Below are 18952 nucleotides of genomic sequence, written 5' to 3' on the forward strand. Positions count from 1 at the left end.
AGAAAGCCGCAGATGCGGCTTTTTTATTGCTTCACCAGCAGCGTCAGCACTTCATAATGTGCGGTGTGGGGGAACATATCGAAAAGCTGTACCCGCTCAATGCGATATCCTGGCAGTTCGCGGATATCTTTCGCCATCGTTTGGGCGTTACAGCTTGAGTAGATAATAAAACGCGGTGCCATCGTCGAAAGATAATCACACAGCGGTTTACCAATGCCGCGACGCGGTGGATTAACCAGCACCAGTTCCGGCACTTCACCCTGAGCGGTGGCAAACTGAGTGGAGTCCAGCGCCTGAAATTGCAGACGCGCTAGACCCAGTTCAGCAGCAGATTGTTTCGCACAGGCAATCGCTTCTGGCGCAATCTCAATCCCCGTTAACTGCATTTCTGGCGTTGCGCAATGCAAACCAAAACCGCCAACGCCGCAGAACAGATCCCACATATGATTTACCGGCAATTGCCGCACCCAGTCACGCACGGTGGCATACAGCTGGCTGGCGACCGCCGGATTTGTCTGGAAGAAACTTTGCGGGCGGATCCACAGCGGCACGTCATTAAAACGCTCTGCCAGCGCCTGCTGTTCGGTCAGGTAGATCTCCGTCTCCCCTTCCATTATCGCCATATGCACTGGCTGAATATTGACGGTAATGACTTTTAGCTGTGGCAGTTGTGCCTGTAACCACGGCAGCGCCTTACGCAGTTGCACCAGCTTGGTTTCAGAACGCAGTACAAAGCGCAGCATCATACCGCCATCTATCTGGCTTTCAGTCAGCAGAATATATTTCAGTTCGCCACGCTTGCGCGCCACGTTGTAGGGCGTCAGACCCGCACGGGCGATAAACGGTTTTAGCGCCGAAAAAACGGGCGCAAATGAGGCAGGGTAAAGCGGGCAATCGCAAAGATCTTCTGGCGTACCGTCGCGGTGTAGCATTCCGAGCAGTGGTTTTTCAACGCTACCACTCACCACCATTTTGGCTTTATTGCGAAACCCTTGTTCCGGACCAGACACCGGCGCACACCACTCCGAAACCGGAAAATCGGCCAACAGATTTTTAAGATCGGCGGTTTTAGCGGAGAGTTGCTCTGGAATCGGCTGCATTATCCACTGACAGGAGCGACAGCGACCCGCGTCGTAAAGTGCGCACTGCATACATTGACCTTCACATCATCAGGGGCGAGGATTATACACATTATTGCAACTGGAAGAACCGCCGACTGGTGGCGGGAACGAACAACAGCAATAAGATGAGCATATCCGGCAGCTTTTGTAACATCAGGCTATGGAAGATTTCACGTTTCGATTCACCAGGAATGCTGAACAGCTCAGGGTAACCATAACCGAGCGAAGCTGCCCACAGGTAACTGGCGGCCGTGATTTGCGTCAACAGATACAGCCAGCGCGCCAGGCGACGCCCTTTCACCAGCGAAAACGCACACCAGATTTCAATAAAAACCAGCGCAAGGCTGCTTAGAAAGACCAGCGTTAAACTCCAGGTTTGTACGCTGCGATGAATGAACTCGCCGATACCGCGCACGCCCAGCGTATTGAAAATCATCAGCACGTCGAGGCCACGGATCATAATAATGGCGAGCGCCGCCACCTGCACCAGTGCAGGCACATTCAGGCGAGCATGTGATGAAGATGTTTTCTTAAAAAATCCCAACGTTTCGTCTTCCATGAAAACAATGCCGCGACATGCGCGGCATTATGTAGCCAGGTTGGCAAATTTTAGTGTCTTCAGCCACGTCTTGCACGCTGGATATCGCGTATCCGCTGCTTTTCTGCGCGCGCCATTAAATACCAGGCGATAAATCCGACAATTCCGACCGCACCGAGAATCAATGTTGCCAGGGCGTTGATTTCCGGATTCACCCCCATCCGCACGCTGGAGAAGACCAGCATCGGTAACGTGGTGGCTCCCGGCCCGGAAACAAAGCTGGCGATCACCAGATCGTCGAGCGACAGAGTAAAAGCAAGCAACCAACCAGAAATGATCGCCGGCATGATCATCGGTAGTGTAATGACGAAAAACACCTTCAGCGGCGTCGCGCCGAGATCCATCGCTGCTTCTTCAATGGAGCGATCCAGTTCCCGCAGACGCGAAGAAATAACAACTGCCACATAAGCCGTACAGAAAGTCACGTGCGCCAGCCAGATAGTTAACATACCGCGATCGGCAGGCCAGCCGATGGCATGAGCAAGGGCAACGAACAATAACAACAGCGACAGGCCAGTGATCACATCAGGCATGACTAACGGCGCGGTGATCATAAAAGCAAAGCCATTCGATCCACGAAACCGCCCGAAACGTACCAGCACGACCGCCGCAATAGTCCCGAGGATCGCCGCCGCCGTCGCCGCACAGGCGGCAATCGTCAGACTTAAGCCGACCGCGCTCATCATCGCATCATCACGCAATAACTCACCGTACCAGCGCGTTGACCAACCGGCCCACACCGTCACCAGCTTCGAACTGTTAAATGAATAGATGACCAGCATCAGCATCGGCGCATAGAGAAAGGTGAAGCCCAGCAACAAAATCACAATTCGCCAGGGCGAACGAACGACCGGTAAATTATTCATCCGTGTTCCCCCACGCTTTTTTGCTGATATTTGTGGAACCACATAATTGGCACAATCAGCAGCAATAACATAATGATCGCCACCGCAGAAGCCACCGGCCAGTCGCGGTTATTGAAAAACTCCTGCCACAGAACGCGCCCGATCATGATGCTATCAGGGCCGCCGAGCAGTTCCGGGATCACAAACTCACCCACCGCCGGAATGAAAACCAGCATTGATCCGGCGATAATCCCACCTTTGGTAAGCGGCACAATCACCGTAAAGAAAGTCTTCAGCGGACGCGCGCCGAGATCCAGCGCGGCTTCCACCAGCGAATAATCAATACGAATCAAGGCGGTGTAGATCGGCAGCACCATAAACGGTACGTAGGCGTAAACAATGCCGATATAAACTGCCAGATTGGTATGCAGAATGGTCAGCGGCTGATCGATAACCCCCAGCCACAGCAGAAAATTATTCAGCACGCCATTGTTTTTTAGTATCCCCATCCAGGCGTAAACGCGGATCAAAAATGAGGTCCACGAAGGCAGGATCACCAGCAGCAATAAGATATTGCGGGTCGACGGTTTACTGTGCGCCACTGCCCACGCCAGCGGATAGCCGAGCAATAAGCAACAAACGGTCGAAATCGCCGCCACCTGTAACGACTGGAGATAAGCATCGAAATAGAGCGGATCGTCAGTCAGTTGCAGAAAATTACCGAGATTAAGAGTGATGGAAAGTTGCCCGTCAGCCCACTCCATCAGTTCGGTATAAGGTGGAATAGCGCGCGCCATCTCCGCCAGGCTTATTTTAAAGACAATCAGAAATGGCAGCAGAAACAACAAAATCAACCAGATATACGGCAGCGCAATCACCAGTTTGCGCCCGTGCTTCATTTGCCACTGTGTAAGCCATTGCTTTAATCCACCCGGCTGGGCAGCAGGTTCAAGTGTACTCATCTTTGCTCCTTAAACCGTCAGCACCACACAACTGTCTGATTCCCAGCACAAACGAACTTCATCGCCCCAGGTCGGTAACCCTTTGCGAAAACGATGGGCGTTTTGTAACTGGGCGCTGATCATCTGCCCGCTTTTCAGGCGGACATGATAAACAGACAAATCACCGAGATAGGCAATATGTGTCACCTCTCCCACTGCAAAATTGCAGCCATCAGCAGGCGGTTCGTCACAGAGCATGATTTTTTCCGGACGCAGCGCCACATGCACCGGCACGTTATCCACCACTGACGCATCGGGATCGACTTTCAACGGATGCACCAGCCCAGGCGAATAAAGCAACAGGCCATCTTCCTGGCGTTCCTTTAGCAGTCCTTCGAAAACATTGACCGATCCAATGAACTCGGCGCTATATCGCGTGGTCGGGTGCTCATAAATTTCTTCCGGCTCGCCAATCTGAACAAATTTACCGCGATTCATAATCGCGATGCGCCCCGCCATGGTCATCGCCTCTTCCTGATCGTGCGTTACCATCACACAGGTCACGCCGACACGCTCCAGAATATCCACCACTTCAAGCTGCATCCGGTCGCGCAGTTTTTTATCCAACGCGCCCATCGGTTCATCGAGCAGTAATAGTTTCGGGCGTTTGGCAAGGCTTCGGGCCAGCGCCACTCGCTGACGTTGACCACCGGAAAGCTGATGCGGTTTGCGTCTGGCAAACTCCTGCATATGCACAAGCCCCAGCATCTCGTTGACCCGACTGGCAATTTCCGCTTTTGGTAACTTGTCTTGTTTCAGACCAAAGGCAATGTTTTGCTCCACGGTCATATGGGGGAATAGCGCGTAGGACTGGAACATCATGTTGATGGGGCGCAGATAAGGCGGAACCTGTGACAAATCGACGCCATCAAGCATAATCTGCCCGGCAGAAGGTTGTTCGAAACCTGCCAACATACGCAGCAGTGTGGACTTGCCACAGCCGGATGCGCCCAGCAGTGCAAAGATTTCGCCTTTATAAATGGTCAGACTGACATCATCGACCGCATGTTGACCATCGTAAGATTTGGTCAAATTACGGATTTCTAATAGTGGTGTCAGAGACTTACGACTTTTCGCCTGCGGGCGAGGGATAGCGTCATTCACGGCTGCTCTCCGGCATTTAATGTGTGCAAGCGCACCATGATGGTGCGAATTGCCGGCGGGGGTGGTGCGCCCGTCCGGCATCTAAGGCTGCGGATTATTTTCCGCTCTTCACTTTGGTCCACGCGCGGGTGCGCACACGATCAATTTTCGGATCCTGCACTTGCAGGGTGAACATTTTGGCGCGGACATCTGCCGGAGGATAAATACCAGGATTGTCACGCACTTCCGCGCTCACCAGCGGCGTAGCTGCTTTGTTCGCATTGGCATAGAACACATGGTCAGAGATGTGTGCCACCACATCCGGACGCAGCAAATAATTCAGGAACTGATACGCTTCGTCTTTATTTTTGGCATCGGCAGGCATGGCGAATACATCAAAGAATGCCATCGCCCCTTCTTTCGGAATTGAGAAAGAGACATTCACGCCATTCTTCGCTTCCTTCGCGCGGTTTGAGGCCTGCCAGACATCGCCCGCCCAGCCAATAGCGACGCATATATCGCCGTTTGCCAGGTCGTTAATGTATTGAGATGAATGGAAATAACGAATGTTCGGGCGCAGCTTTAACAGCAGATCGGTAGCCGGTCCGGTGTAATCATCCGCTTTAGTGCTGTTGGGATCTTTACCGAGATAATTCAAGACAGTGGCAAAAACCTCTTCCGGCGCATCGAGGAAAGAGACGCCACAGCTTTTCAGTTTTTCCAGATTTTCAGGTTTGAGGATCAAGTCCCAGCTATCGACCGGCGCGTTTTCGCCCAGCACCGCTTTGACTTTATCGACGTTATACCCAATCCCGGTAGTCGCCCACATATAGGGCATAGCAAATTTATTGTCGGGATCGTGTTTGGCAACCAGCTTCAGCAGTTCTGGATCGAGATTCTTCCACTCCGGCAATTTGCTTTTATCCAGTGGCTGGAATACTCCCGCAGTCAACTGGCGTTCAAGAAAGCTGGCTGACGGCACAACGAGATCAAAGCCGGTACTCCCCGCCATTAATTTGCCTTCCAGCACTTCGTTGGAATCAAAAACATCGTAGACGACTTTGATACCGGTCTCTTTTTCAAAATTTGCCACCGTATCCGGGGCGATATAATCAGACCAGTTATAGATGTGGAGTGTTTTTTGTTCAGCCGCGAGCGTGCCGACAGAGACGGCCATCAGAGCACCCGCAATCAGACCCGATAGCCATTTTTTATTTAAGGCGGTCATATCTCTTTCCTTCTGAAAGTTCGTTAACAAACGAACAAAAGTTGTCACACTGAAAGATATGCAATAAACGTGCATATTTTTTATCGGCGCGGTGCAAGAAAAGAGAACTCTCTCCCGGCCAGCATTGCTCGCTATATAAAAGCCTCGCAAGAATAACTTTAGCCAGGGTTTGAAACTATAGCTGTAATTAAAAAACGGTATTTAACAAATTTTTATGCGTATTTGCTCTATGTGATAAAGCAAACCTGGCACAATAGAAGTGAATTAATCTTTAATGAAAGGTTAAAATCAGCAGGAAATATTACGACGCGCAGTCACTGCGGCAGCGACTGCGTGTTCGAAGAAAGTTATCAGTGAAGGAAATAGTTTTCGGTAACGTTATTTTGCCCTTCATCGTCAGTCGGCAACAGCAGCTGATGGGCATTAGCTTCGAGGATGACCATCGAAATCTGTTCTTCGCTCTGACGTACAAACCATGCAAACTGTTCATAGGTTACGCCCTGCATAACAGATAAAGACTGGCAAACCACCAGCTTTGGCAGATTATCATCCTGCATATCGAGAAATGCTTTCACGGTCAGTGAGCTGGCATTGATGGCTGATAAATCCGCCGCCAGCGGCAACACGGCTGAAGGCCTGACTTCCGCCATGGCAGAAAACAGGATTGTGTTATCAATCAGGTCGATTTTGGCATCAAAGACCCCGTCGAAATTCTGCATATGGGGCAGATGCAAAGCCTGACAGTTATCACATTCAAAAAAACTCATCCCCAGGTCATCGAGCCATTGACGCAACGTATCCAGACCAGGAACGACCAGCGATGTCATAATTTTGTACAACCTCTTCCGATAAAAAGACTGACACAGCTTACGCAAAAAGCGCAGGCAAAACCATGATCAGTAATGTAATTGCGACTAACCACCCGTTTTCAGGCAATATTCTGCCGTGGCGTGGCGTTCGATCCAGCGGATCATTTTACCCGCAATGTCGATACCGGTGGTTTTTTCTATTCCTTCCAGCCCCGGCGACGCGTTCACTTCCATCACCAACGGCCCGCGATTGGCACGCAGAATATCCACACCGGCAACATCCAGCGCCATTGTTCGCGCGGCTTTGATGGCGATTTCACGCTCTTTCGGCGTGATACTGGCGATGCTTGCTGCGCCGCCACGATGCAAATTGGAGCGGAAATCGCCCTCTTTCGCCCGCCGTTCAATCGCCGCGACAACTTCATCACCGACGACCAGACAGCGGATATCGCACCCTTGCGCCTCTTTTATATATTCCTGCACCAGAATATGGGCGTTCAGGCCGCGAAAAGCATCAATCACGCTTTCTGCCGCCTGGCGCGTTTCCGCCAGCACCACACCAATTCCCTGCGTGCCTTCGACCAGCTTAACCACCAGCGGCGCACCACCGACCATATCGATTAAGTCGCTGGTATCATCCGGCGAATGCGCAATCCCCGTGACAGGCAGGTCAATGCCCTGACGCGCCAGCAGTTGCATTGAACGCAATTTGTCACGCGCCCGGGCAATCGCGACCGATTCGTTCAGCGGATAACTGCCCAGCATTTCGAACTGGCGCAGCGCCGCCGTCCCATAAAAGGTAATGGCGGTGCCAATGCGTGGGATCACCGCGTCAAAATGGGGGAGTTTGCGGCCTTTATAGTGAATGGAAGACGCCGCAGGATTAATGTTCATGTAGCAAGAAAGCGGATCGAGAATTTCAACCAGGTGACCACGCTGTATGGCGGCTTCACGCAGCCGCTTACACGAATAGAGCGTTCCATCCCGGGACAATATGGCAATTTTCACCCTGCACCTCTCTGTCAGACCTGGTCAAAAGCCCGCGTATAATACATCGCCGTAACGGTTTTAGCGCGTCGCCCAACCTTGTTTATGCAAATAATCGAGAATAAAAGGACGGCTTTCTTTGATAATCGTCCGCCGAATATGATCGCTCCAGGTATCCCGGCGATTATTGCTGCCACGGGTAAGATAATATTCCGCCAGTTGCTCGTCATACTGCGCCAGAGCATCTTTATCCAGCGACTGGTAGCTGTTTTCATGTACCAAAATGGAGGCCGGTAAACGCGGCTTGAGATCCGGGTTATCTGCAGGCCAGCCGAGACACAGGCCAAACAGCGGCAGAACATGCTTTGGTAATTTCAGCAGTTCCGTCACCGCTTCAATGTTATTGCGCAGGCCGCCAATATATACACCGCCCAACCCCAGCGATTCCGCTGCGGTTAAGGCGTTTTGTGCCATCATCGCTGTATCAACAACACCGAGCAACAACTGTTCAGCCAGGCCGAGTTGAGCATCCGGGCAGATCTGCAAATGACGGTTAAAGTCGGCGCAAAACACCCAAAACTCCGCCGCTTGCGCAACGTGTTTTTGCCCGCCGGTCAGCGGCACCAGGGCTTCACGCAATGCGGGGTCGGTAATGCGAATAATGCTACTACACTGCAAAAAGCTGGAACTGGAGGTTGCACGGGCGCTGTTGATAATCGCCTCACGCTGTTCAGCGGAGATAGGTTCATCAGTGAAATGGCGAATGGAGCGGTGACCACAAATAAGTTCAATGGTTGGCGTCATTATCTTTTTCTCTTTCTGAACGTGAAGATTCCGGTGGATGATTCATCAGTTGCGGGGCCAGCCGTTTTGCCACCTGAAGAATAACCACCACCGCAGCGGGAAGCATGAGCAAAACACCGAGAAAAATCATCAGAATTTGCGCTTCTGGCGTAGAAAACGGCGCTGGAAGCGAAAAGTTGTCACTTATCGACAGCAACGCCGCCGCCAGTAACATCATTCCGATAAATTCCAGTATCAACACGCTTTTAGGCAATTTACCGATCGCGCGCATAAACTTCCCTCTGCAAAGTGAGCTGCCAGTTTAAAACCTTTCGCCGCGTTGTGCTTAACAGTTATAGCTTTAAGCAATCAATGCAACAGGTTAAACCTACTTTCAGCGAATAACATTTGGCGTGATCATGCACACATGAGAGATAAATGGAGAAAGCCAATGCAAACCGTTATTTTCGGTCGTCCGGGTTGCCCTTACTGCGTGCGTGCCAAAGATTTGGCAGAAAAGTTAAGTAATGAACACGATGATTTTCACTACCAGTATGTGGATATTCGTGCTGAAGGGATCACTAAAGAGGATCTGCAACAGAAAGCTGGCAAGCCGGTAGAAACCGTACCGCAGATTTTTGTCGATCAGCAACACATCGGTGGCTATACCGATTTTGCTGCCTGGGTGAAAGAGAATCTTGACGCCTGATTACTGGATAAGCCCTCTCTGTTTGAGGGCTTTATTGATTTTTTCTGTGTTGCGGCCTGAACAAGCTACTGATAAACAAAAAACATAATGCGCCCAGCGCACACCAGAAGACGGCACTCAACAACCACGCCAGCTCCTGCCAGAATGAGCGTGATGGTGAAAAAAACAGACGCATAATTAACATAGAACACGGCGCTGCCAGCATTGCGCCAAACAGTGGTTTAAGGACTTCTCTACGCCGCGAAAAAAAGCTGGCTACAGCCCCAGGAAGAATGAAAAACAGTAAGCCGATTTCAGGGTGCCCGGCAGCCCGAAAAGCTCCCTTCATATGTGTCGCCAGAAAAAGGCACACCACAATAAAGAGGACAAAACAGCAAATTGCCCCCGCCCAATGTTGTTTATGTTTCACATGTTCCTCCTGACACTGCCTCTATCGAACACATTTTTCGCCGGTGTGGCGCTCAGTAAGATAAAGCCGCTTCGCATTCCATGCTAATATAGGCCAACACAATTCTTATAGCCGTTGGTATCTAATGTGATTACACTAGTAAAATATATTGTTACTTTACTATTGATTAAGTGCGCTGAATGAATCTGCGCTCTGAATTCAGGTAAAAACATTATCTTAAATTACCATTTCTTTCAACAGCTTACTCGTAAACAAGAAGTTAGTCTCCGTGAATATAAACGTCGCCGAATTGTTAAATGGGAATTACATTCTGTTATTATTCGTGGTCCTCGCGCTTGGACTATGTCTCGGAAAATTACGACTTGGTTCAATCCAACTGGGTAATTCCATTGGCGTTTTAGTCGTATCACTGTTATTAGGTCAACAACATTTCAGTATTAACACCGACGCGCTTAATCTTGGCTTTATGCTGTTTATTTTCTGCGTCGGGGTCGAAGCCGGACCCAACTTTTTTTCCATTTTTTTCCGCGATGGGAAAAATTACCTAATGTTAGCCCTGGTAATGGTCGGTAGTGCACTGCTGATCGCCTTAGGACTGGGTAAGTTGTTTGGCTGGGACATCGGCCTGACGGCCGGTATGTTGGCTGGTTCAATGACATCAACACCGGTTTTGGTTGGTGCGGGCGATACCTTACGCCACTCAGGAATAGAAAGCGGGCAGCTCTCTGCGGCACTGGATAATTTAAGCCTCGGGTATGCATTAACCTATTTGATTGGCCTGGTGAGTTTGATTGTTGGTGCGCGTTACTTGCCTAAGTTGCAGCATCAGGACTTACAAACCAGCGCCCAACAAATCGCTCGTGAACGGGGTCTGGATACCGACGCCAGCCGTAAAGTCTATCTGCCGGTCATTCGCGCCTACCGCGTCGGGCCGGAACTGGTCGCCTGGGCCGATGGCAAAAACTTGCGCGAACTGGGTATTTATCGACAAACCGGTTGCTACATTGAACGTATTCGTCGTAACGGGATTCTGGCAAATCCGGATGGTGACGCCGTGCTACAGATGGGCGATGAAATAGCGTTGGTAGGATATCCCGACGCCCACGCCCGGCTCGATCCCAGCTTCCGTAACGGTAAAGAAGTTTTTGATCGAGACCTTCTCGACATGCGTATCGTCACTGAAGAGGTGGTCGTCAAAAACCATAACGCTGTCGGTAAACGTCTGGCACAACTGAAGCTGACCGATCACGGTTGTTTCCTTAACCGCGTCATCCGCAGCCAGATCGAAATGCCGATCGACGATAACGTGGTGCTTAATAAAGGCGATGTATTGCAGGTGAGCGGCGATGCCCGTCGCGTGAAAACCATCGCCGATCGCATCGGCTTTATTTCGATTCACAGCCAGGTTACCGATCTACTGGCATTCTGCGCGTTCTTTGTCATAGGTCTGATGATCGGGATGATCACCTTCCAGTTCAGCACATTCAGCTTCGGCATGGGTAACGCCGCCGGGTTGTTATTCGCTGGTATTATGCTGGGCTTTATGCGAGCGAACCACCCGACCTTCGGCTATATTCCCCAAGGCGCGTTAAGCATGGTGAAAGAGTTCGGTTTGATGGTATTTATGGCGGGCGTGGGTTTAAGCGCCGGTAGTGGCATCAATAACGGCCTGGGTGCTATTGGCGGTCAGATGTTGATTGCCGGGTTAATTGTCAGCCTGGTGCCCGTTGTTATTTGCTTCCTGTTTGGCGCTTATGTGCTGCGCATGAACCGCGCGCTGTTATTCGGTGCAATGATGGGCGCACGTACTTGTGCTCCGGCAATGGAGATCATCAGCGACACTGCGCGCAGCAACATCCCGGCCTTAGGTTATGCGGGCACTTATGCAATAGCTAACGTACTGCTGACGCTGGCAGGGACAATCATCGTAATGGTGTGGCCAGGACTCGGATAAAACTGAAGTTGCCCCAAAAATGAAATTTTTTTGTACAACCACAGAACTTTTCCTCGGGGCATCAGTCTTAATTAGTGCCACTGCTTTTCTTTGATGTCCCCATTTTGTGGAGCCCATCAACCCCGCCATTTCGGTTCAAGGTTGATGGTTTTTTTGTTTCCTGAAATTTATCTCCTGCCCTGCCAATTGCGCCACCATCTGCAAAATATCCTCGCGCGATAGCGGCTTACGGTCAGTGACAAAATGCAGTGTCATCCCTTCAATAAACGCATCCAGCGCGCGGGCGGTTCCGGGTTCAAACCATTGTTCGAGCGTTTGCTGACTACGCTGCATCCAGTTTTGCATCACCGTTTTTAATAGCGGTTTTCGGCTGGCCAATGCGTAGAGTTGATACATCAGTTCCATGTTATCCGGCGTTGCAACCTGCGAGCTGTAGATCATGTCAGTTATGGCCTGGCAGGCGCCTGAAGCATCACTAACATCGCTAAAAAATGCCTGATATTGCTTAGACATTATCTCTGTAAAACTGCTGAACGCCTCCAGCAGCAACTCATCAATTCCTGAAAAATAGTAGGTCATCGACCCCAACGGCACTCCGGCAAGGGTAGCGATTTTGCGGTGCGTAACGGCATGTATTCCGTAAAGTTTCACCGCCTCCAGCGTGGCCTGGATGATTTTTTCTCGCCGTTGCGGATCGTTAGCGCGACGCATGTCATTTCCTCTCTTTGCAATTGTGTACAAATGTACACAACCTTGCTAAGGTTGTCTTCCCTCTTCTTTTTTTGACGTGATCTATGACCGTAAATTCTTCACGTAATGCCTTGAAACGCCGAACCTGGGCGCTGTTTATGTTCTTCTTTTTGCCAGGCTTGTTAATGGCGTCCTGGGCAACCCGTACGCCAGCGATTCGAGACATTCTTTCTGTTTCGATCGCTGAAATGGGCGGTGTACTCTTTGGTTTGTCGATCGGTTCGATGAGCGGAATTCTCTGCTCAGCGTGGTTAGTGAAACGTTTTGGGACGCGTAATGTCATCCTGGTCACGATGTCCTGCGCGTTGATCGGGATGATGATATTAAGTCTGGCGCTCTGGCTGACATCGCCCGTGCTCTTTGCCGTTGGTCTTGGCGTCTTTGGAGCCAGTTTTGGTTCCGCTGAAGTTGCTATAAACGTTGAAGGTGCCGCCGTTGAGCGAGAAATGAATAAAACGGTTTTGCCGATGATGCACGGCTTTTATAGCCTCGGCACGCTGGCAGGCGCTGGTGTTGGGATGGCGCTAACGGCCTTTGGCGTTCCGGCAACTGTGCATATTTTGTTGGCGGCACTGGTAGGCATCGCGCCTATTTATATCGCCATTCAGGCAATCCCTGGCGGTACGGGAAAAAATGCCGCCGATGGCACGCAGCATGGCGAAAAAGGCGTACCTTTTTATCGCGATATCCAGTTGCTGTTGATTGGTGTTGTGGTGCTGGCGATGGCCTTTGCAGAAGGTTCTGCCAACGACTGGTTACCCTTGTTAATGGTTGATGGTCACGGTTTTAGCCCCACTTCCGGCTCACTGATTTATGCCGGTTTCACATTGGGGATGACCGTTGGACGCTTCACTGGCGGTTGGTTCATAGACCGTTACAGCCGCGTTGCCGTGGTTCGGGCCAGTGCGCTAATGGGTGCGTTGGGTATTGGGCTGATTATTTTTGTCGATAGCGCCTGGGTCGCTGGGGTGTCTGTTGTTCTTTGGGGATTGGGTGCCTCGCTGGGCTTCCCGCTAACCATTTCTGCCGCCAGCGATACCGGCCCCGATGCGCCGACCCGCGTCAGCGTAGTAGCGACGACCGGTTATCTGGCTTTCCTCGTCGGGCCGCCGCTGCTGGGCTATCTCGGCGAACATTATGGATTACGTAGTGCAATGCTGGTTGTACTGGCGCTGGTTATTCTCGCGGCTATTGTCGCGAAAGCCGTCGCCAAACCCGATACCAAAACGCAGACGGCGATGGAGAATAATTGATGAGCATTAAATTAATTGCGGTAGACATGGATGGTACTTTCTTAAGCGATCAAAAAACCTATAACCGCGAGCGGTTTATGGCTCAGTATCAGCAGATGAAAGCACAAGGGATTCGCTTTGTGGTCGCCAGCGGGAATCAATATTATCAGTTGATCTCTTTCTTCCCCGAAATTGCCGATGAAATTGCCTTTGTGGCAGAAAACGGTGGTTGGGTTGTGAGCGAAGGCAAAGATGTTTTTAATGGCGAGCTGTCGAAGGATGCATTTGCCACTGTCGTGGAACATTTACTGACGCGCCCGGAAGTGGAAATTATTGCCTGCGGAAAAAATAGCGCCTATACCCTCAAAAAATATGACGATGCCATGAAAACGGTGGCGGAAATGTATTATCACCGTCTGGAATATGTCGATAACTTTGACAACTTAGAAGATATCTTCTTTAAGTTTGGCCTGAATCTTTCCGATGAACTGATTCCGCAAGTGCAAAAAGAGTTACATGATTCGATTGGCGATATTATGGTGCCGGTTCACACCGGCAACGGTAGCATCGATCTGATTATCCCCGGCGTACATAAAGCCAATGGCCTGCGGAAACTCCAGAAGTTATGGGGAATAGATGACAGTGAAGTGGTGGTCTTTGGCGATGGCGGTAACGATATCGAAATGCTGCGCCAGGCTGGCTTTAGCTTTGCGATGGAAAATGCTGGCAACGCGGTCGTAGCTGCGGCGAAATACCGCGCAGGCTCCAATAACCGTGAAGGCGTACTGGATGTGATCGATAAAATTCTTAAGCACGAAGCGCCATTTAATCAATAAAACGGCAGCACGCCCGGCAACACAATGCCTGAATGAAGGATGCATAATTCGCGGAAATTCCCCTTCTGGATTATTTCAGGCGAAATGATGATGAAAAATTGTGTACTGCTGGGCACGTTTCTGTTGAGTTTTACTGGTGTGGCAATGGCGCAAAGTGTCACCGTTGATGTGCCGAGCGGATACAAAGTGGTGGTAGTCCCCGATTCAGTCAGCGTTCCACAAGCGGTCAGCGTCGCGACTGTACCACAAACTGTCTATGTGGCGCCTACTCCAGCTTCGGCTTACCGCCCACATCCGTATGTTCGTCATCTTGCCAGCGTAGGCGAAGGGATGGTTATCGAACATCAAATCGACGACCATCACCATTAATCCATGAATGCCTGATTGTACAAAGCAACCAGGCATTTTCTTATCCGTCGTTTGAATTTCCTGTTTGTTTATCTTTTAAAAAAATAAACATCAGCAGCAGCCACAAAATTCCGTTGGCAAGGTTAAAGAGATTAAACAGTCCATTACCGCCATTCATCCAGGCATGTTTACTGATCTCGATACCGACGGTAAAGATCAGCATTTGTAACATCCCCATCGCCGCAGAAACCGTACCTTTACTCATATCGCTGGCAAACAGGGTTAATCGCACCAGTCCCGCATTCGCCAGACCAATACCGAAAGCATAAATACTTAACCCGGCGGTCATCCATAAATACGCGTGCGATGAGATAACCGTTGCGGCAGCGGCGACGAGCAAGCCAATCATAATCGGCCAGCCACCCATGATGATCAATGCACGAACGGTGCGGCGCGAGGTCAAACGCGCTAACAGCAAGTTACCCGCAATTAACGCCCCGAAAACTGGCACTTGCAGCAACCCATATTCATAGCTGCTCAACTTTTCGCCGGTGATGATGATAATCGGTGACTGGGCGATCCACGCCAGCAGCGGCAGGCTGACGAATCCCAGCGCCAGAGCTCCGGCAACAAAGCGACCGTTCTTCAGCACCAGCTTGTAGTCATGGCCTAGCTCTTTCAGGGACAGTTTCTCACCAATACGCGTGGCAGTTTCCGGCATAGCGCGTTGCAGACCGAAAAAGGAGATCGCCGCCAATGCAGCAAACAGCACAAACATGCCTTCCCAGGGCAGCACATGGATCCACGCGGCGCCCACCAGCGGACCGAGTAGCGGAGCAATCAGCGCCACGTTCGCCATCAGCGCGGTGATCTTGATACAAACCGCCTCTTCGAAGGATTCCTGAATCGCGGCGTATCCAACAGCGCCAATGAAACAAAGGCTTATGCCTTGCAGGAAGCGTAGTAGCGTGAATTGTTCAATGTTTTGCGCCAGCAATATTGCCAGACAGGTGACGATAAACCACACCACGCCTGCCAGCATCACCGGACGGCGACCAATACGATCCGACAGCGGCCCCAGGAGCCACTGTAAAAACATCCCGCCCGCCAGGTAAGCGGTCATCGAAGTAGGAACCCAGTCAATACCCGCCTGATACTCTTCCACTACCGCGAGCATACCGGGTTGAATCATATCATTGCCGATATAGGTCGAGAATTCGTAGAGCACCAGACAGAGGGGGAAAAGTAATGCCTGACGCCCAAGTCTGGCACCGGAAGCTAATCTATTTTGCATGCAATTTCTTCGCCAATAATAATCGCGCAAAGTTTAATAAAAGCGCGGCAAACGAGAAAGTAAATTTTGTAGGTGAAACCACGCTTAAGCACATTCTTACATTATTCCGAGTATAGCTACTCTTTCTTTAAGCTTTATTTAATTCCTTCGCGTTACTATTCCCTGTTGTAAGCCAATCCGAAAGTGAAATAAGACGATGCCGCTTTACCCTGTTTAACACGCACTTTATGCTCATCGACTTGCCTGATGGCTCCCCATTTTAATCACCTTTTGAGTCTGAAAGTTATGCTGGAAAATCTGAATTACTCATTATTCTCTCTTATTAATGCGACGCCAGACTCATCCGCATGGATGATTTCGTTAGCGATTTTTATTGCCAAAGATTTAATTACTGTAGTGCCGCTGCTGGCTACGGTGCTTTGGCTATGGGGATTTACGGCTCAACGGCAACTGGTGATAAAAATCGCTATCGCGCTGGCGGTCGGCCTGTTTGTTTCCTGGACGATGGGGCACTTATTTCCGCACGACCGTCCGTTTGTTGATCATATCGGCTATAACTTCCTGCATCATGCGGCGGATGACTCTTTCCCAAGCGATCACGGCACGGTGATATTCACCTTTGCGCTGGCATTTTTATGCTGGCATCGCCTGTGGTCAGGCACAATCCTTATGGCGCTGGCGGTGGTCATTGCCTGGTCACGTGTTTATCTCGGTGTTCACTGGCCGCTGGACATGCTCGGTGGATTGTTGGCAGGAATGATTGGTTGCCTTAGCGCCCAGATTATCTGGCAGGCTGTGGGGGCTATACTCTACCAGAAGCTGCAATTGTGGTATCGCTTCTGTTTCGCCTTACCTATACGTAAAGGCTGGGTGCGTGGCTGATTTCGGATAAAAAGTGTAATATCAGGCGGCTCGCTTCAATAACTATTCAGAGGGAATATGGAAACACGTCGCGAAGAGCGTATAGGGCAGTTACTACAAGAATTAAAACGCAGCGATAAGTTACACCTGAAGGACGCCGCCGCCCTGCTCGGGGTTTCAGAGATGACGATTCGTCGCGATTTGAATAACAACAGTGCCCCCGTCGTACTACTCGGCGGCTATATTGTTCTGGAACCGCGTAGTGCCAGCCATTACCTGTTAAGCGATCAAAAATCCCGCCTGGTGGAAGAAAAACGCCGGGCGGCAAAACTGGCCGCGACGCTGGTTGAACCCGATCAGACCCTCTTTTTTGACTGCGGCACCACTACGCCGTGGATTATTGAAGCGATAGATAATGAAATCCCTTTCACCGCCATTTGTTATTCACTAAATACCTTTCTGGCGCTAAAAGAGAAACCCCATTGCCGCGCGTTTCTTTGTGGTGGTGAATTTCACGCCAGCAACGCCATTTTCAAACCCATTGATTTTCAGCAAACACTGAATAATTTTTGCCCGGATATCGCTTTTTATTCCGCAGCGGGCGTGCATGTCAGTAAAGGCGCAACCTGTTTTAATCTTGAAGAGTTGCCGGTAAAACACTGGGCGATGTCGATGGCACAAAAGCACGTGCTGGTTGTCGACCACAGTAAGTTTGGCAAGGTACGTCCGGCGCGCATGGGCGAGCTGAAACGCTTTGATATTGTGGTGAGCGATTGTTGTCCGGAAGATGAGTATGTGAAGTATGCGCAGACGCAGCGTATTAAGTTGATGTATTAATAACGCATAACCGGATGACGTTTCCGCGCCATCCGGTCATCAGAAGATTAAGAGAACCAGCTGCCGAACCACTGATGGAATTTCATCATCACGAAGTCCCACATCCGACCAAAGAACCCGCCCTCTTCCACATTTTCCATCACGATCAGCGGACGCTGTTCAATAGATTTACCGTTAAGCTGGAAATCAATGGTGCCGACAACCTGACCTTTTTTCAGCGGCGCGGTGAGCTGCGGTTCCGTTAACGTATAACTCGCTTTCAGGTTTTTCAGTTGCCCACGTGGGATGGTCACTGATCCCCCTTCGCCTGCGCCGAGATTCACTTCGCTCTTATCACCGAACCAGACGCGCTGAGTCACAAAGGTGGCATCATGTTTAATTGGCGTCACGGTTTCAAAAAAGCGGAAGCCCCAGGTCAGTAATTTCTCAGACTCATTAAAACGGATGCGGTCAGTTTTTGCCCCCAGCACCACGGAGATCAAACGCATATCACCCTGAGTAGCAGAAGCGACCAGATTGTATCCCGCACCTGCCGTGGTTCCGGTCTTCATACCATCAACGTTAACGTTGCTGCTCCACAGCAGACGGTTACGGTTTGGTTGGCGAATTTTGTTAAAGGTAAACTCTTTCTCTTTATGAATGGCGTACTCTTCCGGCACATCGTGGATTAACGCTTTACCCAGCAATGCCATATCGCGCGCGGTACTGAATTGCCCCGGCGCATCCAGACCGTGCACAGTCTGGAAGGTAGTGTTGGTCAGGCCCAGTTTTTTGGCATAACCATTCATCAAACCAATAAATGACTCCTGGCTCCCGGCAACGTAATCGGCCAGTGCAATACAGGCGTCATTACCGGACTGGATAATCACACCTTTGTTCAAATCTGCCACCGAAACCTGATCGCCCGGTTTGAGGAACATCACCGACGAACCGCGCAGTGCCGGGTTTCCCGTCGCCCAGGCATCTTTACCGACCGTCACCATATCGGTGAGTTTGATCTTATCAGCCTTAAGCGCCTGTCCAACCACATAGCTGGTCATTATTTTGGTCAGGCTCGCGGGATCCAGTTTCTCATCCGCATTGCCTTCTGCCAGCACTTTACCGCTGGCGTAATCCATTAAAATCCATGCACGCGCATCCACGCTCGGCGCGTCAACGGTTTGTTCCGCCGCGAATGTCGTTGGGGCAAAAAGGAATAAAAATGCAGAACCCGCTGCAAGACCACGAAGGAAAGAGGAGTATTGCGTCATAAATGCCACCCGAGTAT

At 50.6% G+C, this 18952-nt stretch carries 21 protein-coding genes; 7 read left to right on the top strand and 14 right to left on the bottom strand.

Annotation, left to right across the window (positions count from 1 at the left end; genetic code table 11):
• Positions 1 to 23: 23 nt before the first annotated feature.
• From rlmC to HEN21_RS08685, 10 genes are all read right to left on the bottom strand, one after another.
• Positions 24 to 1151, bottom strand: coding sequence for a 23S rRNA (uracil(747)-C(5))-methyltransferase RlmC (rlmC, locus tag HEN21_RS08640; RefSeq protein ID WP_176252374.1), 1128 nt, complete (start codon positions 1149 to 1151; stop codon positions 24 to 26).
• A gap of 40 nt (positions 1152 to 1191) precedes the next feature.
• Positions 1192 to 1680: a YbjO family protein gene (locus HEN21_RS08645; protein ID WP_000389254.1), complete on the bottom strand. Its 489-nt coding sequence runs from the start codon at positions 1678 to 1680 to the stop codon at positions 1192 to 1194.
• 59 nt (positions 1681 to 1739) lie between these two features.
• Positions 1740 to 2585: a putrescine ABC transporter permease PotI gene (gene potI, locus HEN21_RS08650; protein WP_001061658.1), complete on the bottom strand. Its 846-nt coding sequence runs from the start codon at positions 2583 to 2585 to the stop codon at positions 1740 to 1742.
• On the bottom strand, positions 2582 to 3526 hold the full coding sequence (gene potH / locus HEN21_RS08655; RefSeq protein ID WP_016158999.1) for a putrescine ABC transporter permease PotH: 945 nt from the start codon (positions 3524 to 3526) through the stop codon (positions 2582 to 2584). The genes potI and potH overlap by 4 nt, the downstream gene beginning before the upstream one ends.
• Positions 3527 to 3535: 9 nt before the next feature.
• Entirely contained in the window at positions 3536 to 4669 is a 1134-nt protein-coding gene (potG, locus tag HEN21_RS08660) for a putrescine ABC transporter ATP-binding subunit PotG (RefSeq protein ID WP_016159000.1), read from the bottom strand.
• Between the two features lie 94 nt (positions 4670 to 4763).
• Entirely contained in the window at positions 4764 to 5876 is a 1113-nt protein-coding gene (gene potF / locus HEN21_RS08665) for a spermidine/putrescine ABC transporter substrate-binding protein PotF (RefSeq protein WP_000126057.1), read from the bottom strand.
• 350 nt (positions 5877 to 6226) lie between these two features.
• Positions 6227 to 6703, bottom strand: a complete 477-nt coding sequence (locus tag HEN21_RS08670) for a type III secretion system chaperone family protein (RefSeq protein ID WP_000203025.1) — start codon at positions 6701 to 6703, stop codon at positions 6227 to 6229.
• Positions 6704 to 6790: 87 nt separating this feature from the next.
• A complete protein-coding gene (gene rimK, locus HEN21_RS08675) occupies positions 6791 to 7693 on the bottom strand; it encodes a 30S ribosomal protein S6--L-glutamate ligase (RefSeq protein WP_000684316.1) in 903 nt (300 codons plus the stop codon).
• 60 nt (positions 7694 to 7753) lie between these two features.
• Positions 7754 to 8476: a nitroreductase NfsA gene (nfsA, locus tag HEN21_RS08680; protein WP_000189119.1), complete on the bottom strand. Its 723-nt coding sequence runs from the start codon at positions 8474 to 8476 to the stop codon at positions 7754 to 7756.
• Positions 8460 to 8747 (bottom strand): YbjC family protein, encoded by a 288-nt coding sequence (locus HEN21_RS08685; RefSeq protein WP_001201566.1) that lies wholly within the window; start codon positions 8745 to 8747, stop codon positions 8460 to 8462. The genes nfsA and HEN21_RS08685 overlap by 17 nt, the downstream gene beginning before the upstream one ends.
• Positions 8748 to 8906: 159 nt before the next feature.
• Here HEN21_RS08685 and grxA point away from each other — a divergent pair, with 159 nt between their 5' ends.
• Positions 8907 to 9164, top strand: coding sequence for a glutaredoxin 1 (gene grxA, locus HEN21_RS08690; RefSeq protein WP_001195223.1), 258 nt, complete (start codon positions 8907 to 8909; stop codon positions 9162 to 9164).
• A 31-nt stretch (positions 9165 to 9195) separates the two neighbouring features.
• Here the strand turns inward: grxA and HEN21_RS08695 are convergent, their stop codons facing one another.
• Positions 9196 to 9573 (bottom strand): inner membrane protein YbjM, encoded by a 378-nt coding sequence (locus tag HEN21_RS08695; RefSeq protein WP_000681103.1) that lies wholly within the window; start codon positions 9571 to 9573, stop codon positions 9196 to 9198.
• A 268-nt stretch (positions 9574 to 9841) separates the two neighbouring features.
• On the opposite strand from HEN21_RS08695, the gene HEN21_RS08700 reads away from it, so the two are divergent.
• On the top strand, positions 9842 to 11527 hold the full coding sequence (locus HEN21_RS08700) for an aspartate:alanine antiporter (RefSeq protein WP_001024862.1): 1686 nt from the start codon (positions 9842 to 9844) through the stop codon (positions 11525 to 11527).
• A gap of 135 nt (positions 11528 to 11662) precedes the next feature.
• Here the strand turns inward: HEN21_RS08700 and rcdA are convergent, their stop codons facing one another.
• A complete protein-coding gene (gene rcdA, locus HEN21_RS08705; RefSeq protein WP_176252373.1) occupies positions 11663 to 12238 on the bottom strand; it encodes a DNA-binding transcriptional regulator RcdA in 576 nt (191 codons plus the stop codon).
• Positions 12239 to 12321: 83 nt separating this feature from the next.
• Here rcdA and HEN21_RS08710 point away from each other — a divergent pair, with 83 nt between their 5' ends.
• The 3 genes from HEN21_RS08710 (at position 12322) to ybjH (ending at position 14714) form a co-directional block, all read left to right on the top strand.
• A complete protein-coding gene (locus HEN21_RS08710; protein ID WP_176252372.1) occupies positions 12322 to 13530 on the top strand; it encodes an MFS transporter in 1209 nt (402 codons plus the stop codon).
• Entirely contained in the window at positions 13530 to 14345 is an 816-nt protein-coding gene (ybjI, locus tag HEN21_RS08715) for a 5-amino-6-(5-phospho-D-ribitylamino)uracil phosphatase (protein ID WP_176252371.1), read from the top strand. The genes HEN21_RS08710 and ybjI overlap by 1 nt, the downstream gene beginning before the upstream one ends.
• An 84-nt stretch (positions 14346 to 14429) precedes the next feature.
• Complete coding sequence (gene ybjH / locus HEN21_RS08720; RefSeq protein ID WP_176252370.1) at positions 14430 to 14714, top strand: protein YbjH; 285 nt, start codon at positions 14430 to 14432, stop codon at positions 14712 to 14714.
• Positions 14715 to 14754: 40 nt separating this feature from the next.
• Here the strand turns inward: ybjH and mdfA are convergent, their stop codons facing one another.
• Entirely contained in the window at positions 14755 to 15987 is a 1233-nt protein-coding gene (gene mdfA, locus HEN21_RS08725; RefSeq protein WP_176252369.1) for a multidrug efflux MFS transporter MdfA, read from the bottom strand.
• A 285-nt stretch (positions 15988 to 16272) separates the two neighbouring features.
• On the opposite strand from mdfA, the gene ybjG reads away from it, so the two are divergent.
• Together ybjG and deoR are read left to right on the top strand one after the other, a co-directional pair.
• Entirely contained in the window at positions 16273 to 16869 is a 597-nt protein-coding gene (gene ybjG, locus HEN21_RS08730) for an undecaprenyl-diphosphate phosphatase (RefSeq protein WP_176252368.1), read from the top strand.
• 57 nt (positions 16870 to 16926) lie between these two features.
• On the top strand, positions 16927 to 17685 hold the full coding sequence (deoR, locus tag HEN21_RS08735; protein ID WP_000450138.1) for a DNA-binding transcriptional repressor DeoR: 759 nt from the start codon (positions 16927 to 16929) through the stop codon (positions 17683 to 17685).
• Positions 17686 to 17732: 47 nt separating this feature from the next.
• Here deoR and dacC read toward each other — a convergent pair whose 3' ends face one another.
• On the bottom strand, positions 17733 to 18935 hold the full coding sequence (gene dacC, locus HEN21_RS08740) for a serine-type D-Ala-D-Ala carboxypeptidase (protein ID WP_176252367.1): 1203 nt from the start codon (positions 18933 to 18935) through the stop codon (positions 17733 to 17735).
• Between the last annotated feature and the right edge of the window lie 17 nt (positions 18936 to 18952).

It is taken from the genome of Escherichia sp. 93.1518 (genome assembly GCF_013368915.2).
In the GTDB taxonomy this organism is placed as follows: Bacteria; Pseudomonadota; Gammaproteobacteria; order Enterobacterales; family Enterobacteriaceae; genus Escherichia; species Escherichia ruysiae.

What these genes read in the sequence shown, in the direction of transcription:
- rlmC (WP_176252374.1), bottom strand. Translation starts at nt 1,151, where the DNA reads ATGCAGTGCGCACTTTACGACGCGGGTCGCTGTCGCTCCTGTCAGTGG.
- HEN21_RS08645 (WP_000389254.1), bottom strand. Translation starts at nt 1,680, where the DNA reads ATGGAAGACGAAACGTTGGGATTTTTTAAGAAAACATCTTCATCACAT.
- potI (WP_001061658.1), bottom strand. Translation starts at nt 2,585, where the DNA reads ATGAATAATTTACCGGTCGTTCGTTCGCCCTGGCGAATTGTGATTTTG.
- potH (WP_016158999.1), bottom strand. Translation starts at nt 3,526, where the DNA reads ATGAGTACACTTGAACCTGCTGCCCAGCCGGGTGGATTAAAGCAATGG.
- potF (WP_000126057.1), bottom strand. Translation starts at nt 5,876, where the DNA reads ATGACCGCCTTAAATAAAAAATGGCTATCGGGTCTGATTGCGGGTGCT.
- HEN21_RS08670 (WP_000203025.1), bottom strand. Translation starts at nt 6,703, where the DNA reads ATGACATCGCTGGTCGTTCCTGGTCTGGATACGTTGCGTCAATGGCTC.
- nfsA (WP_000189119.1), bottom strand. Translation starts at nt 8,476, where the DNA reads ATGACGCCAACCATTGAACTTATTTGTGGTCACCGCTCCATTCGCCAT.
- HEN21_RS08685 (WP_001201566.1), bottom strand. Translation starts at nt 8,747, where the DNA reads ATGCGCGCGATCGGTAAATTGCCTAAAAGCGTGTTGATACTGGAATTT.
- grxA (WP_001195223.1), top strand. Translation starts at nt 8,907, where the DNA reads ATGCAAACCGTTATTTTCGGTCGTCCGGGTTGCCCTTACTGCGTGCGT.
- rcdA (WP_176252373.1), bottom strand. Translation starts at nt 12,238, where the DNA reads ATGCGTCGCGCTAACGATCCGCAACGGCGAGAAAAAATCATCCAGGCC.
- HEN21_RS08710 (WP_176252372.1), top strand. Translation starts at nt 12,322, where the DNA reads ATGACCGTAAATTCTTCACGTAATGCCTTGAAACGCCGAACCTGGGCG.
- ybjI (WP_176252371.1), top strand. Translation starts at nt 13,530, where the DNA reads ATGAGCATTAAATTAATTGCGGTAGACATGGATGGTACTTTCTTAAGC.
- ybjH (WP_176252370.1), top strand. Translation starts at nt 14,430, where the DNA reads ATGATGATGAAAAATTGTGTACTGCTGGGCACGTTTCTGTTGAGTTTT.
- mdfA (WP_176252369.1), bottom strand. Translation starts at nt 15,987, where the DNA reads ATGCAAAATAGATTAGCTTCCGGTGCCAGACTTGGGCGTCAGGCATTA.
- ybjG (WP_176252368.1), top strand. Translation starts at nt 16,273, where the DNA reads ATGCTGGAAAATCTGAATTACTCATTATTCTCTCTTATTAATGCGACG.
- deoR (WP_000450138.1), top strand. Translation starts at nt 16,927, where the DNA reads ATGGAAACACGTCGCGAAGAGCGTATAGGGCAGTTACTACAAGAATTA.
- dacC (WP_176252367.1), bottom strand. Translation starts at nt 18,935, where the DNA reads ATGACGCAATACTCCTCTTTCCTTCGTGGTCTTGCAGCGGGTTCTGCA.